Source organism: Streptomyces sp. RKAG290, assembly GCF_023701695.1.
Taxonomy (GTDB): Bacteria; Actinomycetota; Actinomycetes; order Streptomycetales; family Streptomycetaceae; genus Streptomyces.
On sequence record NZ_JAJOZC010000001.1, the window covers coordinates 4889959 to 4909324 of the forward strand.

Annotated in this window: 14 protein-coding genes; 7 read left to right on the top strand and 7 right to left on the bottom strand. The window is 71.7% G+C overall.

Annotated elements, in window-relative coordinates:
* Nucleotides 1-3: 3 nt before the first annotated feature.
* The 5 genes from LNW71_RS21535 to LNW71_RS21555 all read right to left on the bottom strand — a co-directional run bounded on the left by LNW71_RS21535 (nt 4) and on the right by LNW71_RS21555 (nt 5916).
* Nucleotides 4-906, bottom strand: a complete 903-nt coding sequence (locus LNW71_RS21535; RefSeq protein WP_250969725.1) for a carbohydrate ABC transporter permease — start codon at nt 904-906, stop codon at nt 4-6.
* Nucleotide 907: 1 nt separating this feature from the next.
* Nucleotides 908-1906: a carbohydrate ABC transporter permease gene (locus LNW71_RS21540; RefSeq protein ID WP_250969726.1), complete on the bottom strand. Its 999-nt coding sequence runs from the start codon at nt 1904-1906 to the stop codon at nt 908-910.
* A gap of 11 nt (nt 1907-1917) precedes the next feature.
* Entirely contained in the window at nt 1918-3258 is a 1341-nt protein-coding gene (locus LNW71_RS21545; RefSeq protein WP_250969727.1) for an ABC transporter substrate-binding protein, read from the bottom strand.
* 132 nt (nt 3259-3390) lie between these two features.
* Complete coding sequence (locus LNW71_RS21550; protein WP_250969728.1) at nt 3391-4509, bottom strand: ROK family transcriptional regulator; 1119 nt, start codon at nt 4507-4509, stop codon at nt 3391-3393.
* Nucleotides 4510-4848: 339 nt separating this feature from the next.
* Nucleotides 4849-5916 carry a mechanosensitive ion channel family protein gene (locus tag LNW71_RS21555; protein ID WP_250969729.1) on the bottom strand — a complete coding sequence of 356 codons (1068 nt, stop codon included), beginning with the start codon at nt 5914-5916 and terminating at the stop codon, nt 4849-4851.
* A gap of 355 nt (nt 5917-6271) precedes the next feature.
* Here LNW71_RS21555 and LNW71_RS21560 point away from each other — a divergent pair, with 355 nt between their 5' ends.
* A complete protein-coding gene (locus tag LNW71_RS21560; protein WP_250969730.1) occupies nt 6272-6808 on the top strand; it encodes an HNH endonuclease in 537 nt (178 codons plus the stop codon).
* Between the two features lie 130 nt (nt 6809-6938).
* Here the strand turns inward: LNW71_RS21560 and LNW71_RS21565 are convergent, their stop codons facing one another.
* Nucleotides 6939-9938, bottom strand: coding sequence for a beta-N-acetylglucosaminidase domain-containing protein (locus LNW71_RS21565; RefSeq protein WP_250969731.1), 3000 nt, complete (start codon nt 9936-9938; stop codon nt 6939-6941).
* Nucleotides 9939-10250: 312 nt separating this feature from the next.
* Here LNW71_RS21565 and LNW71_RS21570 point away from each other — a divergent pair, with 312 nt between their 5' ends.
* The 6 genes from LNW71_RS21570 (at nt 10251) to alc (ending at nt 16648) form a co-directional block, all read left to right on the top strand.
* Nucleotides 10251-10523: a hypothetical protein gene (locus LNW71_RS21570; protein WP_250969732.1), complete on the top strand. Its 273-nt coding sequence runs from the start codon at nt 10251-10253 to the stop codon at nt 10521-10523.
* On the top strand, nt 10524-13052 hold the full coding sequence (malQ, locus tag LNW71_RS21575; protein ID WP_250969733.1) for a 4-alpha-glucanotransferase: 2529 nt from the start codon (nt 10524-10526) through the stop codon (nt 13050-13052). It begins immediately after the preceding gene.
* A gap of 23 nt (nt 13053-13075) precedes the next feature.
* Entirely contained in the window at nt 13076-13306 is a 231-nt protein-coding gene (locus LNW71_RS21580) for a hypothetical protein (protein WP_250969734.1), read from the top strand.
* A 247-nt stretch (nt 13307-13553) separates the two neighbouring features.
* Nucleotides 13554-14507, top strand: a complete 954-nt coding sequence (locus tag LNW71_RS21585) for a DMT family transporter (RefSeq protein WP_250969735.1) — start codon at nt 13554-13556, stop codon at nt 14505-14507.
* 9 nt (nt 14508-14516) lie between these two features.
* On the top strand, nt 14517-15437 hold the full coding sequence (locus tag LNW71_RS21590) for a LysR substrate-binding domain-containing protein (RefSeq protein WP_250969736.1): 921 nt from the start codon (nt 14517-14519) through the stop codon (nt 15435-15437).
* A gap of 65 nt (nt 15438-15502) precedes the next feature.
* Nucleotides 15503-16648 (top strand): allantoicase, encoded by a 1146-nt coding sequence (gene alc / locus LNW71_RS21595; protein WP_250969737.1) that lies wholly within the window; start codon nt 15503-15505, stop codon nt 16646-16648.
* Nucleotides 16649-16745: 97 nt separating this feature from the next.
* On the opposite strand, the gene pepN is transcribed toward alc, so the two are convergent.
* Nucleotides 16746-19322 carry an aminopeptidase N gene (pepN, locus tag LNW71_RS21600; RefSeq protein WP_250969738.1) on the bottom strand — a complete coding sequence of 859 codons (2577 nt, stop codon included), beginning with the start codon at nt 19320-19322 and terminating at the stop codon, nt 16746-16748.
* Nucleotides 19323-19366: the final 44 nt, after the last annotated feature.

The window sequence follows — 19366 nt, forward strand, 5'->3', positions numbered from 1 at the left end:
TTCTCAGCCCTTTACTCCGGTGAGGGTGACGCCTTCTACGAAGGCCTTCTGTGCGAAGAAGAACACGATGATGACCGGCGCCATGACGAGCAGCGTCGCGGCCATGGTCATGTTCCAGTTGACCGCGTGGGCGCTCTTGAAGGACTCCAGGCCGTAGCTCAGGGTCCAGGCTCCGGGGTTCTGCGCGGCGTAGATCTGCGGGCCGAAGTAGTCGTTCCAGCAGTAGAAGAACTGGAAGAGCGCCACGGCCGCGATGCCGGGCTTGGCCATCGGCACGACGATCTTGAGCAGCGTGCGGAGCTCACCGCAGCCGTCCACCTTCGCCGACTCGATGTACTCCTGCGGAATGGTGAGCAGGAACTGCCGCAGCAGGAAGATCGAGTACGCGTCGCCGAACGCCATCGGGATGATCAGCGGCCACAGCGAGCCCGAGAGGTGGAACTGCTGCGCCCACACCAGGTACATCGGGATGATGATGACCTGCGGCGGCAGCATCATCGTGGAGATGACGAGGATCATCGCGGTGCGCCGGCCGCGGAAGCGGAACTTGGCCAGCGCGTAGGCGACCGGCACCGACGAGCACACCGTGAACACGGTGCCCACCACCGCGTACATCAGCGAGTTGCGCCACCAGTCGAGGAATCCCGGGGTGTGGAAGACGGCCGAGTAGTTCGACCAGTGCCAGGAGTTCGGCCACAGATCGCCGCTCATCGCCTGCCCGTCGCTCATCACCGAGGTGAGGAAGACGAAGACGAACGGCAGGACGAAGAACAGGGCCAGCGCGACGGCCACGGAGTGGACCGCGATCCAGTTCAGGATGCGCTTGCGGCGGTGTCTGGCCGCGTCGCGGCCGTCTCCGCGGCTCGCCGCGGCGGTCTGCGGCCTGGTCAGGGTGGTGGTGGTCATCTCAGTCCTCCGCCGGAATGAGGCCGACGCTCTTGCGCATCAGCAGAAGGGTGACGGCCATGGCAATGGCGAAGAGCACGAGCGAGAGAACGCACGCGGCACCGGTGTTGAAGTTCTGGAAGCCCATCGAGTAGACGAGCTGGGGCACCGTCAGGGTGGAGTGGTCCGGGTATCCGGGCTGGATCACCGTGCCGGGGCCGATGGAGACGCCCGAGGCGAGCTTCCCCGCGACGAGGGCCTGCGTGTAGTACTGCATCGTCTGCACGACGCCGGTCACGACGGCGAACAGCACGATCGGGGTGATCGCGGGCCAGGTGACGTAGCGGAACTTCGACCAAGCGCCCGCGCCGTCCAGTTCGGCGGCCTCGTACTGCTCCTTGGGCACGTCCAGCAGCGAGGCCATGAAGATGACCATCAGGTCGCCGATGCCCCACAGGGAGAGCAGCACCAGCGAGGGCTTGGACCAGTTGGGGTCGTTGAACCAGCTGGGGCCGCTGACCCCGATCCACGAGAGCATCTCGTTGACCGGGCCGGTGGACGGGTTGAGCAGGAAGACGAAGGAGACGGTGGCCGCGACCGGCGGAGCCAGGTACGGGATGTAGAAGGCCGTACGGAACAGCCCGACGCCCGACTTGATCTTCGTGATCAGCAGGCCGATGCCGAGACCGAACACCACGCGGAGCGCGACCATCACGACGACCAGCCACAGCGTGTTCCACAGCGCCGGGCCGAACAGCGGCATCTGCTCCAGCACGTACTTCCAGTTCCGCAGCCCGACGAAGGTGGGGGCCTTGATCTGGTTGTAGTGCATGAACGAGAAGTAGACGGTCGCGATCAGCGGGTAGCCGAAGAAGACGGTGAAGCCGACCAGCCAGGGGGAGAGGAACCCCAGGGTGCGCAGCCGCTCGCGGTTCTTCTTGCGCCGCAGGGGGGAGTTGCGGGGGGCCGGTTCGGTCCCCCGCGCGGCGGACTTCGCCGAGGTGGAGAAGGACAGTGCCATGACTCGGCTCCTCAGTTTTCCGACTGGACGTTGTCGGCGTCGATCTGGTCGTCGAGTTCCTTCAGCGCGTGGTGCAGGTTCTTGGTCCTGCCCGCCTCGACGGACTGCGAGAAGTCGCCGAACGAGTTGATGTACTGACCGCCGTTGTTCGAGGGCGGGACCGCCTGGCTGTGCGGGTTCTGCGCGATCTTGATGAAGGCGCGGAAGGCCGGATCGGCGTCCAGGTCGGGGGACTTGAGGGCGGCGAAGGTGGACGGCACGTTGTGGATCGCGTTGGCGAAGTGGACGACCGGCTCGGTGTCGATCGTCAGGTACTTCACCAGCTCCCACGCCGCGTTCTGGTGTTGGCTGCTGTGCGCGATGCCGGCGACGGTGCCCGTCAGGTAGCCACGCCCGTAGGTGTCGGCCTGGTCGTCCGGGACCGGCAGCGGGGCGACGCCCCAGTCGAACTTCGCCTTGGCGTCCTTGAGCATCAGCCCACGCCACTCACCGTCCAGATGCATGGCGAGCTTGCCGGTCAGGAAGCCGTTCTGGGACGACATCTCGTCGCCGAAGGTGGCCCGGAGCCGCTCCATGGCCTGGTAGCCGCCCTGTGCGTCGGACAGCCCGCGCATGGTGGAGAAGAACTGCTCGGTCTTGGGCTCGTCGGCGAGCTTCGCCTTGCCCTGTCCGTCGAAGTACTGCGGGCCCCACTGGGCGAACATCCGGTCGGGGGCGTTCTGGTAGAGCTGGAAGTTCGGCATGAAGCCGGCCCGCTTGAGCGAGCCGTTCTTGTTCTTCCGCGTCAGCTTGACCGCGTCGGCCTTCATCTCGGACATGGTGTGCGGGGGCCGGGTGATCCCTGCCTCCTTGAAGGCGTCCTTGTTGTAGTACATGCCGAACGCGTCGGCGAGCAGGGGCGTCGCGCACTGGACGCCCTCGTACTGGGTGTAGTCCAGCAGGGTCTTCGGGAAGACCTTCGTCTTGTCGATGCCGCTCTTCTTCAGGAAGGGGTCGAGATCCGCCCACATGCCGGAGGAGCAGTACTGGCCCACGTTGTTGGTGGTGAACGAGGTGACGACGTCGGGTGCGTCGCCGCCGCCCGCACGCAGCGCCTGGTTGATCGTCTCGTCGCTCACGTTGCCGGTGGAGACGACGTGGATGTTCGGGTGGAGCTTCTCGAAGCGGGCGATGTTCTCGTTGATCGCCTTGGCCTCGCTGGGGGCCGACCAGCCGTGCCAGAACTTCAGCGTGACGGGCTTCGTGGGGTCGTCGGTGTTACTGCCGGTGCTCGGGTTGGCGCAGCCGGCCAGCAGCAGAGCGGCTGCGCCGAACGCCACGGGCACACGGGTGCGTATGTGCCATCGCGCCATGTCGGACTTCCTTTACGGGGGAGGGAAGGGCGTGGGAACCCGGCCGGGGGGACGGGGGAGCGGGGGGTGTGCGGGCATGGGGGTGCCGTGCGGCTTGCCGGGCCGGGGACCGTGGCAGGGGCGGCGCGTCGTTCAGGCGGTGTCGAAGGTGGTGTCGCGCGCCTGGGCGAGAGCGGTGCGCAGCGCGCCGGTCAGGATCGGGTCGCCGTCGATGTCGCTGATGCGCAGCAGCGGTCTCGGCAGCGCGAGGCCGGTCAGCTCGGCCTCGACCCGCTCGCGGAGTGCCTCTCCGCCGGCCTGGGCCACGACACCGGACAGGACGACCAGTTCGGGGTCGACGACGGCCACCATGGCGGCGAGGCCGGTGGCCAGCCTGCGGGCGACCTCGTCGCGGATGGCCTCGTCGGCCAGGGCCTCGGCCGGCGGCCTGCCGCCCGCCAGGTCCTGTACGGCGGGGGAGGAGACCAGGCTCTGGAAACCGCCGCCCGCGTCCGGCCTCGCCCAGTCGGCCGCGTTGCCGCGGGCGAGCGGGGCACCGGGCAGCGGCATGTAGCCGATCTCCCCGGCGCCGCCGGTGGCCCCGCGCAGCAGGTTCCCGCCCAGCACGATGGCGGCGCCGACGCCTTCGTCGAGCCAGGCGAGCACGAAGTCGTCGTGGTCCTGCGCGGCGCCCTCGTACTGTTCGGCGATGGCGGCGAGGTTCACGTCGTTCTCGATGGTGACCGGCCTGCCGACCACCTCGGCGAGGTCGGCGAGCAGGGTGCGCGAGTGCCAGCCGGGCAGGTGCGGGGCGTAGCGCAGCTGGCCGGTGTGCCGGTCGATCGCGCCCGGCGTGCCGATCACCACGCTCTGCAGATCGTCATGGCCGAGACCGGCCTGGCCGAGGGCGCCGTCCACCGCCTCCGCGACGAGCTGGGCGGTGCGGTGGCGTACGTCCTCCTCGACCGCCTCGGCCTCCACGCGGCACGAGCCGACCACGGTGCCGGTGATGTCGGCGACGACCGCGTCGATGCCGGTGGGCCCGACGGAGAGCGCCGCGACGTGGGCGGCGGACGGGTCGATCTCGTACAGCACGGCATTCGGGCCGGGGCGCCCGCCCTGGCTGCCGGTCGAACGGACCAGCCCCGCGGCCTCCAGCCGGGTCAGCAGCTGGGACGCGGTGGGCTTGGAGAGCCCGGTCAGCTCGCCGATCCGGGTCCGGGTGAGGGGCCCCTGGGCGACCAGGAGGTCGAGGGCGGCCCGGTCGTTCATGGCCCGCAGAACGCGGGGGTTCCCGGTGTGGTTCCGGCCATGACCACTGCACCTGCCCTCTGTTAGGAAACTTTCCTATTCGGTGTGAGGACCGTAGGACGCGTGTCACCGGGGCGTCAATGGGCTGCAGTGCTGTGGCAACCAAAGCGTTACCTGGGCGCTGGGCCGGTGGCGGGCGGTGCGGATCTGCGCCCGTCGGGAGGCGCGTGAGGGGCATTCCCAACGGAACACTGCCCGAACCGAGTTGACGGCACGCATCCCAGCGGTGGCCGCTGGAGACGCGAGTGAGGGGCACCCCGCGGGCCTTCGCGGGGTGCCCCTCACTCGAACGGATGAGCGTTACTTCGAGATGTTCGGCGGCTGCACGATCGGGGTCGCCGCCAGGGACTGGGGCGAGGTGGTCGAGGCGTAGGCCGAGGGGGCGGCCATGGCTGCCGTGGGGTCGGCGGCCGAGGGCTCGTCGGCCTGGGCCGGCACGCCGCCGATCATGCGGATGCCCGCCTCGTCCAGGGCCTGCTTGATGCGCCAGCGCAGCTCGCGCTCCACGCCCAGCGCCTTGCCCGGCATCGTCTTGGCGGTCACCCGGACGGTCATCGAGTCCAGCAGCACCGTGTCCAGGCCCAGGACCTCCACCGGGCCCCACAGGCGCTCGGTCCACGGGTCCTCCTTGGCCATCAGCTGGGCGGCCTCGGTGATGGCCGCACCGACCTGGGCGAGGTCCTCCGTGGGGCGCACCTGCACGTCCACACCGGCAGTCGACCAGCCCTGGCTGAGGTTGCCGATCCGCTTCACCTCGCCGTTGCGGACGTACCAGATCTCACCGTTGTCCCCGCGCAGCTTGGTGACCCGCAGGCCGACCTCGATGACCTCGCCGGAGGCGACGCCCGCGTCGATGGTGTCGCCGACGCCGTACTGGTCCTCAAGGATCATGAAGACGCCGGAGAGGAAGTCGGTGACCAGGTTGCGGGCGCCGAAGCCGAGCGCCACCCCGGCGACCCCGGCGGAGGCGAGCAGCGGGGCGAGGTTGATCTGGAACGCGCCCAGGATCATCAGGGCGGCGGTGCCGAGGATCAGGAACGAGGCGACCGAACGGAGCACCGAACCGATCGCCTCCGACCGCTGGCGGCGGCGTTCCGCGTTGACCAGCAGACCGCCGAGCGCGGTGCCGGCCACCGCCTGGGCGCTGCGGTTCATGCGCTCGATGAGCTTGGTCAGGGCACGGCGGATCACGATGCGCAACACGATCGCGATAGCCGCGATGAGAACGATCCGCAGACCGGTGTTCAGCCAGGTGGACCAGTTCTGCTCCACCCAGCCCGCGGCGTTGCCTGCCTGCTTCGCGGCTTCGTCCAGCGAGCCACCGGGCTCGGGCGACGGGGCTGCTGCCAACAGGGCGGACAGTGACACGGTGAAACCTCCAGTGGGGAGAGCGCTGAACCAACCACACTAACGGGGCATCGGACGTGCTCCGTTGTCGTGATCGAGGGGAGAGACGCGTCTCACCCGGGGATACGGAACGTGTAAGGGACCCGGCCGGCAGCGGCGCGTGTGGCCGATCGCACATCGGGCGCGGCGGTGACGGCAGGGCCCCCGAAGCGCCTGTTCCGGCGCGTTCCCGTCGTACGCACGGCACGGGGCGGAAGAAAATCCTTCCGGCCCGTTACCCGGACGTGGTGGCGCTTCCACCAGGCCAGAGGGGAGACTGAGATCGGATCGTCCCGGCGCGAGCCACGCGCCGCCGGCGTACAAGGAGGCATCAACCGTGCCGCATGTCCTGGTTCTCAATGCGTCGTACGAGCCGCTCGGCGTCGTACCGCTCCGCCGCGCGCTCGTGCTCGTCCTCGAGAACAAGGCCATTTGCCTCGAGGAGTCCGGCGCCTTCATGCACAGCGCCACCCGCGCCGTCCCGGCACCCAGTGTCGTCCGCCTCAAGCGGTTCGTGCGCGTCCCCTACCGGGGGCCCGTGCCACTCACCCGCCGGGCGCTCTTCGCGAGGGACGGCGGGCGCTGCATGTACTGCGGCGCCGCCGCGACCAGCGTCGACCACGTCATCCCACGCAGCCGGGGCGGGCAGCACGCCTGGGAGAACGTGGTGGCGGCCTGCCGCCGCTGCAACCACGTCAAGGCCGACCGCCATCTGCCCGAGCTCGGCTGGCGGCTGCACCAGCAGCCCGCCCCGCCGACCGGACTGGCCTGGCGGATCATCGGCACGGGCCACCGCGACCCGCGCTGGCTGCCCTACTTGCAACCGTTCGGAGCGGACGACGCGATGGCCCGGATCGACGGCATCTCAGCCTGACGATCCGGGCTTCCGTGTCTCGGGAGGCCAGCGGGAGCGCTCGGCGGAAGCTGATCCGCGCAGAGGTGGTGCCTCACTTGCGCGTCCGGAGCGTGCTACTGCTGCCGCAGCGGCGTGCGGAGCGGTGCGGCTACTCCGCCACGGCGTACGCCTGGACCGACCAGAGCGAGTAGCCGTACTCGGTCGCCCGCCCGTCGCCCTGCACCCTGATGAAGCGGGTGTCCTTCGCGTCCATCCGGACCGACTCGTGCCCGCCCCGTCCGTCCCGGACCGTGGCCGCCGTGCGCCAGGTGCGGCCGTCCGCGGAGACCTGTACGCGGTAGCGGGAGGCGTACGCGTCCTGCCAGTCCAGCACCACTTGGCCGAGCCGGACCGGGGCCGGCAGCTCCGCCTGCCACCAGGCGCCGTCCTCGGCCGGTGAGGACCAGCGGGTCTTCGGGTCGCCGTCCGACGCGGCCGCCGCCGGGAAGTCGGGGGTCTCGTCGCCGGACGAGGCGGCGGTGGCCGTGCGCAGCAGGTCGGGGCCCGCGGTGCGCGGGTAGGCCCGGACGGTCAGGGTGGTCTCCTCGGCGCCGAACGAGAACGGCACCTCGTACTCGCCCGCGGGGGTGCCGGCCGGAACGGTGATCTCCACGGGCACTTCGGTGCCGGTCCCGCGCGGGACCGTGGTCCGCTTGGGCACGCGCACCTTGATGCCCTTGGGGGCCTTCGCGGTGAGCGCGCCCCGCACCTCGGCCGGCCGGCGGGCGGAGAGCCGGGCCTCCACCCGCTGCGGCTTGCCGCCGATCTCGGCGTCGGTCGCTCCGCGTGCGAGATCGAGCCGGGCGGCGGGCTCGTCACCGAACCACGGCACGAGCGAACGCACCCGGGGGGCCGTGCCGGCGGACGGGGCGGCGCCCGAGAGCGGAGGGATGATCAGAGGCGGTGCACCCGTGACCGAGGGAGTGGCGGTCGGCCAGCTGATCCGGACCGCGTCGGCCCGCAGGTCCTGGCCCGGCGCCTGGGTCCAGCCGCTCGCCGACAGCATGCCGAGGCTGTGCCAGCCCTCACCTGGCACGTGGGCCTGGAGCGTCGCCTGGGCGCCCGTCGCTCCGTCGCCCGGCACGGTCGTCGCGGTGACGGCCTCCAGTGGACGGGCCCGGTTCAGGTGCACCGTGTAGCTGCCCTGGGCCTCGGTCACCGTGCCGTGGTCGCGGTCCGTTCCCGTCCAGGCGTCGGCCTCCTTGCGCGCCCGGTCGAGGAAGGGGCCGAGCACGCCCTTGCCGACCGTCGCCCCGCCCGCCTTCACGGCCTTGCGTACCGGCTCCAGGGCCAGCGACGCCTGCCAGGCGGCCGCGCCGTCGCCGCGTGCCTGGGCCTGCAGCAGATCGACGGCCAGCTCACCCGCCCTGCCGTACCGGGACAACTGCTCCGTCCACGGCCGCACTTCGTCGTCGAGCCGCCCGTCGGCCACGCCGGACAGCCGCTGCGGGGCCTCGCGCATCACGGTGAACGCGGCCCGCAGCCGCTGCGCCGCCTTGTCGCGCACCGAGGCGTCGTCCGCCGAGCGGGACTTCCAGAACGCGGCGAGCAGCGGCCGCAGATACGCCGACTCGTCACCGCCGAGCACGGAGGTCGCGCTGTTCCCTGCCAGGGCCCGCAGCGCGTCCCGGCTGCCGGTGTCGTCACCCGCCAGGTCGTCGATGGCCGCCTGCCAGGACTCCTGCGGCTGGTACGCCTTGGGGTTCCAGGCGAAGTCGGCGGCGGTGAACAGCGGGATCCGGGACGCGGACGGCTGTTCCATCGCGTTGGCGAGCAGCGCCGCCGAACCGATGGCGACCGCCGGATCGCGTCCGGTGTACGGGCCGAGGAAGATCCGGTCCTGCGCGTAGTCGTTGACCGGGTAGTTGTCCATCGTGACCAGTGGATGGCGGAACGTGGCGCGCGCACCGGCCAGTTCACCGCCGGTGATGGTCCTGGGCACGACTCCGACGCCGGTCCAGGCGACCTGCACCCGCTCGTCGAGTTCCGCCGCGAGCGCCGTGCGGTAGTCGGTCGCCCCGTCCTGGTAGAACTCCGTCGGCATCATCGACAGCGGACGCGACCCCGGGTGGCGTTCGGCGAGGTGCTGCGCCACCTGGCTCACGACGCGGGCCTGTGCCCTGGCCGCCGCCTTCGGGCCGCTGCCGAAGGTGTCGGCGTCGGCGGCGCAGTGCCACTCGCTGTAACTGACGTCCTGGAACTGCACCTGGAAGGCGCGCACCCCCAGCGCCCACATCGCGTCGATCTTCTTCGTCAGCGCCTTCACGTCGCGGTCCGACGACAGGCACATGGACTGGCCGGGTGCGACGGCCCAGCCGAGCTCCACGTGCTCGGCGCGGGCCCGTTCGGCCAGCGCGCGGAAGTCGGCACGGCGCCCGGCGGGGTAGGGCTCGCGCCAGCGGGCCTGCCGGTACGGGTCGTCACCCGCCGCGTACAGGTACCTGTTCTGCTTCGTGCGCCCCATGAAACCGAGCTGGGCGAGCCGTTCCTCCTGGGTCCAGGGCTGTCCGTAGAAGCCCTCGGTCATCCCGCGCACGGCGGTGGCCGGCCAGTCGCGCACGGTGACCCCCGCGACACCGCCGTCCCGGATCAACTGGCGCAGGGTCTGCACTCCGTGGAACAGCCCGTCGTGGCCGAAGCCGTCCACGGCGACGGTGTCGCGGCCCGCGATCCGGCCGGCCGCGAGCCGGTAGCCGCCGGCGGGCAGATCGCCGCGGTCGGGCGCGCGCAGGGTGCGCAGCGCGTCCACGGCCCCGTCGCCGCCGAGCCTGATGACGGGGCCGACGCCGGGCAGCGTCTCGTGGACGGTCCGGACACCCGCGTCGTGCAGGACCTGGCGCAGCGCTGCGACGGCGTACGGGTCGGCCTGCGCGTCGGCGACGAGGGTGACCTCGCCGGAGAGGGGGACCGAGGACCCGGACGCCCTGATGCTCTGCGGTCGCGGCCACACGGCGGGCAGCGCGGCGTCGTCCGCGCGGTCGGGCGTGGTGACGGCAGGGGTTCCGGGGACCGGAGGGGCGGCGAAGGCGGCCGGGGCACCTGCCGAAAGCAGTCCGCCGAGCACGGCCACGGCGACGGCCGCCGCGTGCTTCCTGCGCCTGAGCCGCATGCCTGTTCTCCCCTCGCTCCCACCGGTGGGCTCCGAGCCCACCACCCGCGCGCGAGGGTGTCAATGTGCGTGGTCGTTGTGGTGCAAATGCCCCGATGTGGCGGATGGGGTGAGCGACGGGTGCCCGCCGCCGTGCCACGCGAAAGATGGCGTCGAATGGCCGAAAATAGCGGACGTCTTACGGATAACTGGCCTTTCGGGAACGGATTGTGACCCGGAGCACGTTGAGCTCGTTGTCATAACGCCTACGTCTGCGGACGCGTCCGCTGGGTAGGCCTGCTGTGTCCTGTTCTCCACGGCCAGGAGGCCACCATGCCCGCCGCAGCGCAGCTCCTGCTCTCCGCCCTGACCAAACAGGTGCCGGGTCCCGCCCCGTTGATCAGTGCATGCCCCGCCACCGTGCCCGGCCCCGGCCCGCTCACCAGCGAAGCGCCGCTGGCCGACGCCATACCCCTGACCAGCGAGCCGCCGCTCGCCGACGCCACGCCACTGACCAGCGAACCCCCGCTCGCCGTCCTCGCCCCGCTGACCAGCGAGCCGGCTACATCCGGCAGCGCTTGGGGCATGGAGTCCCCAGGAGTCTGAATGGGCTTGTCCCGGCTCGCCGCACTGCACGGCGTCGCCACCTCCTACTCCCCGTCCGCCGACGTCACGGTGCCCGTACCCGAGGGCACGGTCGTCGCGGTGCTTGCCGCGCTCGGTGTCGACGCCGGCACGCCGCAGGCCGTACGGGAAGCGCTCGCCGCCGCCGAGTCCGCGGCCGGCTCCCGGCTGCTCCCGCCCACGCTCGTGGTGTGGCACGCGGAGCCGCTGCCCGCTGCGCTGACCGCGCTGCCGCCCGGCACGGAGCTGACCGTCCGGCCCGAGGAGGCCGACGCGTTCCCGCCCGCCCGGATGCGGGTCCCCACCAGGGGTATGGTTCCGGCCGTTTCGGTGACCGGCGCCCCGACGACGGTGAGTGCGTCTGTGACTGGCGCCCCGACGGTGAGTGCGTCTGTGGCTGGCGCCCCGACGGTGGGTGCCTCCGTGAGCGGCGCCCCGAAGGCGGGTGCCTCCGTGCCCGCGGCCCCGACGGTGGGTGTTTCCGCGAGCGGCGCCCCGACGGCGGGTGTCGATGGTCACGCGGTGCCGTCCGTGACCGGCGCCCTGATGACGGGCGCCTCCGCGCCCGCCGCCCCGACGACCGGTGTCGACGGACACGCGGTGCCGTCCGCGCCCGCAGCACCGGCGACGGGCGCCTCCGTAACCGGCGCCCCGACGACAACCGCCACCCCCACGACAACCGCCGCCCCCGCGACCGGTGCCGCTGCCCACGCGGTGGCGTCCGTGCCCGCCTGGTGGGACGAGCCGCCGTTCGGGGTGCACCGGCTGACCGTCCGGTCGCCGGGCCGGCCGGCCGAGTCGTGCACGCTCGTCGTCGCCCCGGCCGCGGTGCCGCAGCCGCCCGCCCGCAGCCACGGCTTCCTCGTGCAGCTCTACTCGCTGCTCTCCGCCCGCTCCTGGGGCATGGGCGACCTCGGCGACCTCGCCGACCTCGCCTCCTGGTCCGGGCGAAGCCTCGGCGCCGGCTTCGTCCAGGTCAACCCGCTGCACGCCGCGGTCCTGGGCAACCCCACCGACCCGTCGCCCTACCGCCCTTCCTCGCGGCGGTTCCCCGACCCCGTGCACCTGCACATCGAATCCGTCCCGGAGTACGGGCACGTGCCCGACCAGGCCGCCCTCGACGAGCTGCGCCGCCGGGCCGGAGAGCTCAGCGACGCCGTCCTGAACAAGGGCGCGCTGATCGACCGCGACGCCGTCTGGGCGCTCAAGCGGCAGGCACTCGCGCTCCTCGTCGAGGTCCCCCTCACGCCCGGCCGCCGCGCCGCCTACTGCGACTTCCTCGCCGAACAGGGCCAGGCCCTGGAGGACCACGCCCTGTGGTGCGCCCTCGCCGAGGTGCACGGCTCCGACTGGCACGCCTGGCCGGCCGGTCTGCGCGACCCCCGCTCCAAGGAGACCGCCCGGGCCCGGGGCGAACTGCTCGACCGGGTCGACTTCCACTGCCGGCTCGCCTGGCTGACCGACACTCAGCTCGCCGACGCCCAGCGGGCCGCCCGGGACGCCGGGATGGCCGTCGGGATCGTCCACGACCTCGCCGTCGGCGTGCACCCCGGCGGCGCGGACACCTGGGCCCAGCAGGGCGCCTTCGCGCACGGCATGTCCGTGGGCGCACCCCCGGACGCCTTCAACGCGCGGGGCCAGGACTGGGGGCTGCCGCCGTGGCGCCCCGACGCCCTCGCCGCGGCCGGTTACGCCCCGTACCGCGGTCTGCTGCGCGGCATCCTGCGCCGGGCCGGCGCCCTGCGCATCGACCACGTCATGGGGCTGTTCCGGCTCTGGTGGGTGCCCGAGGGGTGCCCGCCCACCGAGGGCACCTACGTCACCCACGACGCGGAGGCGATGCTCGCCGTGCTCGTGCTGGAGGCCCACCGGGCCGGTGCCGTCGTCATGGGGGAGGACCTCGGAACCGTCGAACCGGGCGTCCGGGAGGCGCTCGCCCGACGCGGCGTCCTCGGCACCTCCGTGCTCTGGTTCGAACGGGACTGGTCGGGCACCGGTCGCCCGCTGGCCCCCGAGGAGTGGCGCGAGGGCTGCCTGGCCACCGCCACCACCCACGATCTGCCGTCCACCGCGGCCAGGCTGACCGGCGACCATGTGACGCTCCGCCACCGCCTCGGCCTGCTCACCCGCCCGCTGGACCAGGAGCGGACCGCGGACGGCGCCGACACCGCGGAGTGGCTCCGGCTGCTGGCCCGGCTCGGCATGCTGCCCGAGGGCGGCGGCGACGAGGAGGCGGCCGTCCGGGCCGTCCACCGCTTCCTGCTGCGCACCCCCGCGCGGATGGCCGGGGTCTGGCTGCCGGACACGATCGGCGACCGCCGTCCGCAGAACCTGCCGGGCACCTGGGACCAGTACCCCAACTGGCGGCTGCCCATCGCCGATGCCGAGGGCCACCCGGTCACCCTGGAGGAGCTCGCCGCCTCGCCCCGGCTGCACCGGCTGATGGAGGTTCTGCGACCCCGCGAGGAACCTTCGAGGACCCGTACGGCACCCCCGGGCGCGCGGCCCTAGTGGCTGTTCGCTACGGTTGCACCGTGGACAAGAAGAACGCTATGCGCGCCGGTGCCGTCGCTGCCGGAACGACGCTGATGATGCTGCTCATGTCGTCCCCCGCGCTTGCGCTCACCCCCGACGACGGCGACGACCCGGGTCCCGGCCTGAGCGTGATCGAGACGATCGGCCTCTACGTCGTGATCCCCCTCGCTCTGTTCGGGATCATCGCCGGCCTGGTCATGGTCCTCGACAAGTCCAAGAAGCAGGTCTGACCCCCGGGCTGCGCGGCACCTGCTGCCGCGCGGCTCCCGCGGACCCGCCCCAGGGCGCCCCGAAGTGCATCCGCACGCCGAGGCGCCCTCTTTGCGTTGCCCCGGGGGTTCGCTGCCCAGTCGATCGTTAAGTTCTGCTTCAAAAATTCCTCTGAAGTATTCGATAGACCTGAAAGCTCTCTCGGTGTGACGGTAGGTCCCTCAACCGACGCGCCCCCGCACGGGGGAGAGGGGCAAGAGGTGTCGCATGGCAGTGCTGGACCGCATCCGCAGCAGTGACAGGAGCGGGGCGGAGGGGGCGCGGCGGCCCTCGGGGACGGGTCTTCTGCTCGCCCTCGTCGCGACGGTCGTCTGGTCCGGAAGCTTCGTCGCCTCCCGGGCCCTGCACGACTCCGTCCCGCCCGTCCAGGCCGCCTTCTGGCGCTGGATCGTCGCCATCGCCGCGGTCGCACCCTTCGCGGTACGGGAGACCTGGCGCCAACGCGCGCTGCTCCGCGCACACCTGGGGTTCCTCACCCTCGCCGCACTGATCGGCGTCACCGTCTACAACACCCTGGTCAACCAGGCGGGCGTGTCCACGTCGGCGGGTCAGATGGGCATGATCATGGCCGCCTCGCCGGTGGTGATGGCGGTGTACGAGCGCCTCGGCGGCCGGCGGCTCGGACGCCGCCGCATCGCCGGAATGGCCGTCGCCTGCACCGGAGTTCTGCTGCTGGTCGGCAACGGATCCCTGGCCCTGGACTTCGCGCCCGGCGACCTGTGGATGTTCGCCGCGATGCTCAGCTTCGCCTCGTACAGCGCGCTGCTGCGCCACCGGCCCGCGGCGATCGGCCAACTGGCCTTCCTCTTCGCCACCTTCGTGCTGGGCGCCCTGATGCTGGCACCCGCCTTCGCGGTCAGCGTCGTCGTCCAGGGCAGGTTCGAACCGACGGTCGGCACCGTTGGGCCGCTGCTGTACGTCGGCGTCTTCTCCTCCGCTGTCGCGTTCTTCGCCTGGAACCGGGCCGTCGCCCTGATCGGCGCGGCGCGGACCGGGATCGTGTACTACCTGCAGCCCGTCTGCGTGGCCGGGCTCTCCTTCGTCCTGCTGGACGAGTCGACCGGGCCGGTGCAGATCCTCTGCCTGGCGCTGATCCTCGGCGGGGTGGCGCTGGGGGCGGGCCGGGCCCGGCCCGCCGGCCGGACCTGCGACGCCGGATAATGTGCGGACATGACCGAGTGGGACATCAAGAAGCTCCGGATCCTGCGGGCGCTGAGCGAGCGCGGGACCGTCACGGCGACGGCCGAGGCACTGCTGATGACCCCCTCGGCGGTGTCCCAGCAGCTGTCCAACCTGGGCAGACAGCTCGGTGTGCCGCTGCTGGAGGCGCAGGGCAGGCGGGTCCGGCTCACCGACGCCGCGCACCTCGTGCTCCGGCACGCCGAAGCGGTGTTCGCCCAGCTGGAGCGCGCCGAGGCCGAGTTGACCGGCTACCTGCGGGGAGAGGCCGGCGAGGTGCGGGTCGGGGCGTTCTCCACCGCGGTGCCCGCTCTCGTCGTGCCCGCGGTCCAGTTGCTGCGCGCCGACGACAGGCCGGGGCCCGGCGTGCGGGTGCGGGAGGCGGAGGCGGCGGAGGCGTACGAACTCCTGTCGGCCGGTGACGTCGACCTCGCGCTCTCGCTCGCCGCGCACGCGCCGACGGCCCGCGACACCCGGTTCGCCCTGCTGCCGCTGCTCGCCGACCCCCTCGACGTCGCACTTCCCGTCGGCCACCGGCTCGCGGACGCCCCCGGGCTCCGGCTGGCCGACCTCTCTGCCGAGCCCTGGATCTTCGGTGGCTCGGGGCCGTGGTCGGAGATCACCACCGCCGCCTGCGAGGCCGCCGGGTTCGTCCCCGAGCAGGCGCACAGCGCCTCCGGATGGACCGCGATCCTCGCCATGGTCGAGGCCGGTATGGGCGTCGCGCTGATTCCCCGGATGGCGTCGGCGGAACGCCGCAAGGGCGTGGTGATGCGGGTGCTGGGGGCCGATCTGCCCCGGCGTCACGTGGTGGCGGCGGTGCGGCAGGGCGCCGAAGGCGGTCCCGCGGTGGCCCGGGTGCTGGCCGCGCTCAAGGAGGTCAGCGCCGCGCGCGACGGTTCATTCAGCTGAGCTGAATGGAATGTGCGAAAACTTTCGATGGACCTGATGGGTATGTCCGTACGACAGTGGCACGCATGACCTTCGACGCGAACGAGTCCCCCGCCCAGGACAACGACCCCCACGCCAACGACGCGGCGCCCTACGGCGGCGGGGACCCGTACGCCGACTACCGCACCACCGACCTCCCCTTCACCGAGCTGGTCGACCTCGCCGACCGGCGGCTCGGCGCGGGCGTGATCGCCGCCAACGACGAGTTCTTCGCCCAGCGCGAGAATCTGCTGCTCCGGGAGCGTGCGGTCTTCGACCCCGAGCACTTCGGCCACAAGGGCAAGATCATGGACGGCTGGGAGACCCGCCGCAGGCGCGGCGCGGATGCCGCCCACCCCTTCCCGGCCCCGGAGGAGCACGACTGGGCCCTGATCCGCCTCGGCGCCCCCGGCATCATCCACGGCATCGTCGTGGACACCGCGCACTTCCGCGGCAACTACCCGCAGCGCGTCTCCATCCAGGCGACCTCGGTCGAGGGCTCGCCCGGCCCCGACGAACTGCTCGCCGACGACGTGAAGTGGGACGAGATCGTCCCGCCGACCCCGGTACGCGGCCACGCCGCGAACGGCTTCGAGATCACCGGCGGCCGCCGCTACACCCACCTGCGCCTGTGCCAGCACCCCGACGGCGGCATCGCCCGCCTCCGCGTGCACGGCGAGGTGCTCCCCGACCCGTCCTGGCTGGCGGCGCTCGGCACGTTCGACCTGATCGCGGCCGTGAACGGCGGCAGCTACGAGGACGCGTCCGACCGCTTCTACTCCTCGCCGACCCAGATCATCCTGCCCGGCACCTCCCGCAAGATGGACGACGGCTGGGAGAACCGCCGCCGCCGGGTCCGCGACACCAACGACTGGGTCCGCTTCCGGCTGCCCGCCCAGGGCGCGGTCCGCGCGGTCGAGATCGACACGGCCTACCTCAAGGGGAACTCGGCCGGCTGGATCGCCCTCCAGGGCCGCAACGGCGAGACCGGCGAATGGTTCGAGATCATCCCCCGCACCAGGCTCCAGCCGGACACCCTGCACCGCTTCCCGCTCCGGGCCCAGGCCGTGGTCACCCACGTCCGCCTGGACGCCTTCCCCGACGGCGGTGTGGCCCGGATGCGCCTGCACGGCTCGCTGACGGAGTCCGGTGCGGCCGAACTGACCCGCCGCCACGAGGAGTCGGGCGCGTGACCGCGTAACCCTGCCCCTCCCTGCCCCACCTGCTCCCGCCCGGCGGACGGCTGCGCTACTGCGCCTGCCCGCCGGGCGGTTTCCAATGGTGCGGGTACTACGCGGTGGCCGCCGCGGCGTCCGCCGCCCGGGCCTTCAGCGCCCGCTCCACACCCGAACGGGACTCCGACATCAGCCGGCGCAGGGCCGCGCTCGGCTCGGCCGAGGCCAGCCAGGCGTCCGTGGCGTCCAGGGTCTCCTGCGAGACCTGGAGCGCCGGGTAGAGGCCGATGGCGACCTGCTGGGCCATCTCATGGCTCCGCGAGTTCCAGACGTCCTTCACCGCGGTGAAGAACTTCTCCGTGTACGGGGCCAGCAGCTCGTGCTGGTCGGTCTGGACGAAACCGCCGATGACCGCCTCCTGCAAGGAGTTCGGCAGCTGGTCGGACTCGACGACCGAGGCCCACGCCTCCGCCTTCGCCTCCTGCGAGGGGCGTGCCGCACGGGCGGACGCCGCATGCCGCTCACCCGCTGCCGTCCGGTCCCGCTCGTACTCGGCGCCGATCTCGTCGTCGTCCAGCAGCCCCGTCGCGGCCAGCCGCTGGACGAAGGCCCAGCGCAGCTCGGTGTCGACGGCCAGGCCCTCGACCGCCTCGCTGCCGTCGAGCAGCGACTGCAGCAGATCGAGCTGCTGGGGGTTGCGGGCCGTGGCCGCGAAGGCACGGGCCCAGGCCAGCTGGTGGTCGCTGCCCGGCTCCGCCGCGCGCAGGTGCGCGAGCGTCGCCTCGGTCCACCGGGTCAGACCCGCCTCGCGCCACTCCGGCGCCGCGTACAGGTCCAGCGCCATCTTCACCTGGCGGTGCAGCGACTGGACGACGCCGATGTCCGACTCCTTGCCGACCCCGGACAGGACCAGCGAGAGGTAGTCGCGGGTGGCCAGTTCGCCGTCCCGGGTCATGTCCCAGGCGGAGGCCCAGCACAGGGCACGCGGGAGGGACTCCGTGAAGTCGCCCAGGTGCTCGGTGACGACCCGCAGCGACTCCTCGTCGAGACGGACCTTCGCGTACGAGAGGTCGTCGTCGTTGAGCAGCACGACGGCGGGGCGCGGGGTGCCGGCCGGGAACGGCACGGTGGTGCGCTCGCCGTCCACGTCCAGCTCGATCCGGTCCGTACGGACCAGCTTCCCGGCCGCGTCGAGGTCGTAGCAGCCGATGGCGATCCGGTGCGGCCGCAGCGTCGGCTCGCCCTTCGCCCCCGCGGGCAGCGCGGGCGCCTCCTGCCGGACGGTGAACGAGGTGACGTGGCCGTTGCCGTCCGTCTCGATCTCCGGGCGCAGGATGTTGATGCCGGCCGTCTCCAGCCACGCCTTCGACCAGGTCTTCAGATCACGGCCGGAGGTCTCCTCCAGCGCGCCCAGCAGGTCGGAGAGCCGGGTGTTGCCGAAGGCGTGCGCCTTGAAGTACGCCTGGACGCCACTGAAGAACTCGTCCTTGCCGACGTACGCGACCAGCTGCTTCAGGACCGAGGCGCCCTTGGCGTACGTGATGCCGTCGAAGTTGACCAGGACGTCGTCCAGGTCACCGATGTCGGCCATGATCGGGTGCGTCGAGGGCAGCTGGTCCTGCCGGTACGCCCAGGTCTTCATGGAGTTGGCGAACGTGGTCCAGGAGTGCGGCCACTGCGAGCCCTCGGCGTACGCCAGGCAGGCGATCGAGGTGTAGGTGGCGAACGACTCGTTCAGCCAGAGGTCGTTCCACCACTCCATGGTGACGAGGTCGCCGAACCACATGTGGGCCAGCTCGTGCAGGATCGTCTCGGCGCGCGCCTCGTACGCCGCGTCCGTCACCTTGGAGCGGAACACGTACTGGTCGCGGATGGTGACCGCGCCCGCGTTCTCCATCGCGCCCGCGTTGAACTCCGGGACGAACAGCTGGTCGTACTTGGCGAACGGGTACGCGTAGTCGAACTTCTCCTGGAACCACTCGAAACCCAGCCGGGTCACGTCGAAGATCGCGTCCGCGTCCAGGTACTCGGCGAGCGACGGCCGGCAGTAGATGCCCAGCGGGACGGACTGGCCGTCCTTCTCGTAGCTGCTGTGCACCGAGTGGTACGGGCCGACGATCAGAGCGGTGATGTACGTGGAGATGCGCGGCGTCGGCTCGAAGGACCAGACGTCGTCCTTGGGCTCCGGCGTCGGCGAGTTGGAGATCACGGTCCAGCCGGACGGGGCCTTCACGGTGAACGTGAAGGTGGCCTTCAGATCGGGCTGCTCGAAGCTCGCGAAGACCCGGCGCGCGTCAGGCACCTCGAACTGCGTGTAGAGGTAGGCCTGCTGGTCGACCGGGTCGACGAAGCGGTGCAGTCCCTCACCCGTGTTGGTGTACGAGCAGTCGGCGACGACCTTCAGCTCGTTGGAGCCCGAGGCCAGGTGCGGCAGGGTGATCCGCGAATCGCGGAACACGGCCGCGACGTCAAGGGCCTTGCCGTTCAGCTCGACCTCGTGGACGGCCGGGGCGACCAGGTCGATGAAGGTCTCCGCACCGGCTTCGGCGGAGTCGAAGCGCACGGTGGTGACGGACCGGTAGGTCCCGCCCTCCTGCGCTCCGGAGAGGTCGAGATCGATCTCGTACGCGTCCACGGTCAGCAGGCGCGCCCGCTCCTGTGCCTCTTCGCGGGTCAGATTCGTGCCAGGCACGCGGTCATCTCCTTGATATGTGATGTTTCCGGCCATCCTTCCAT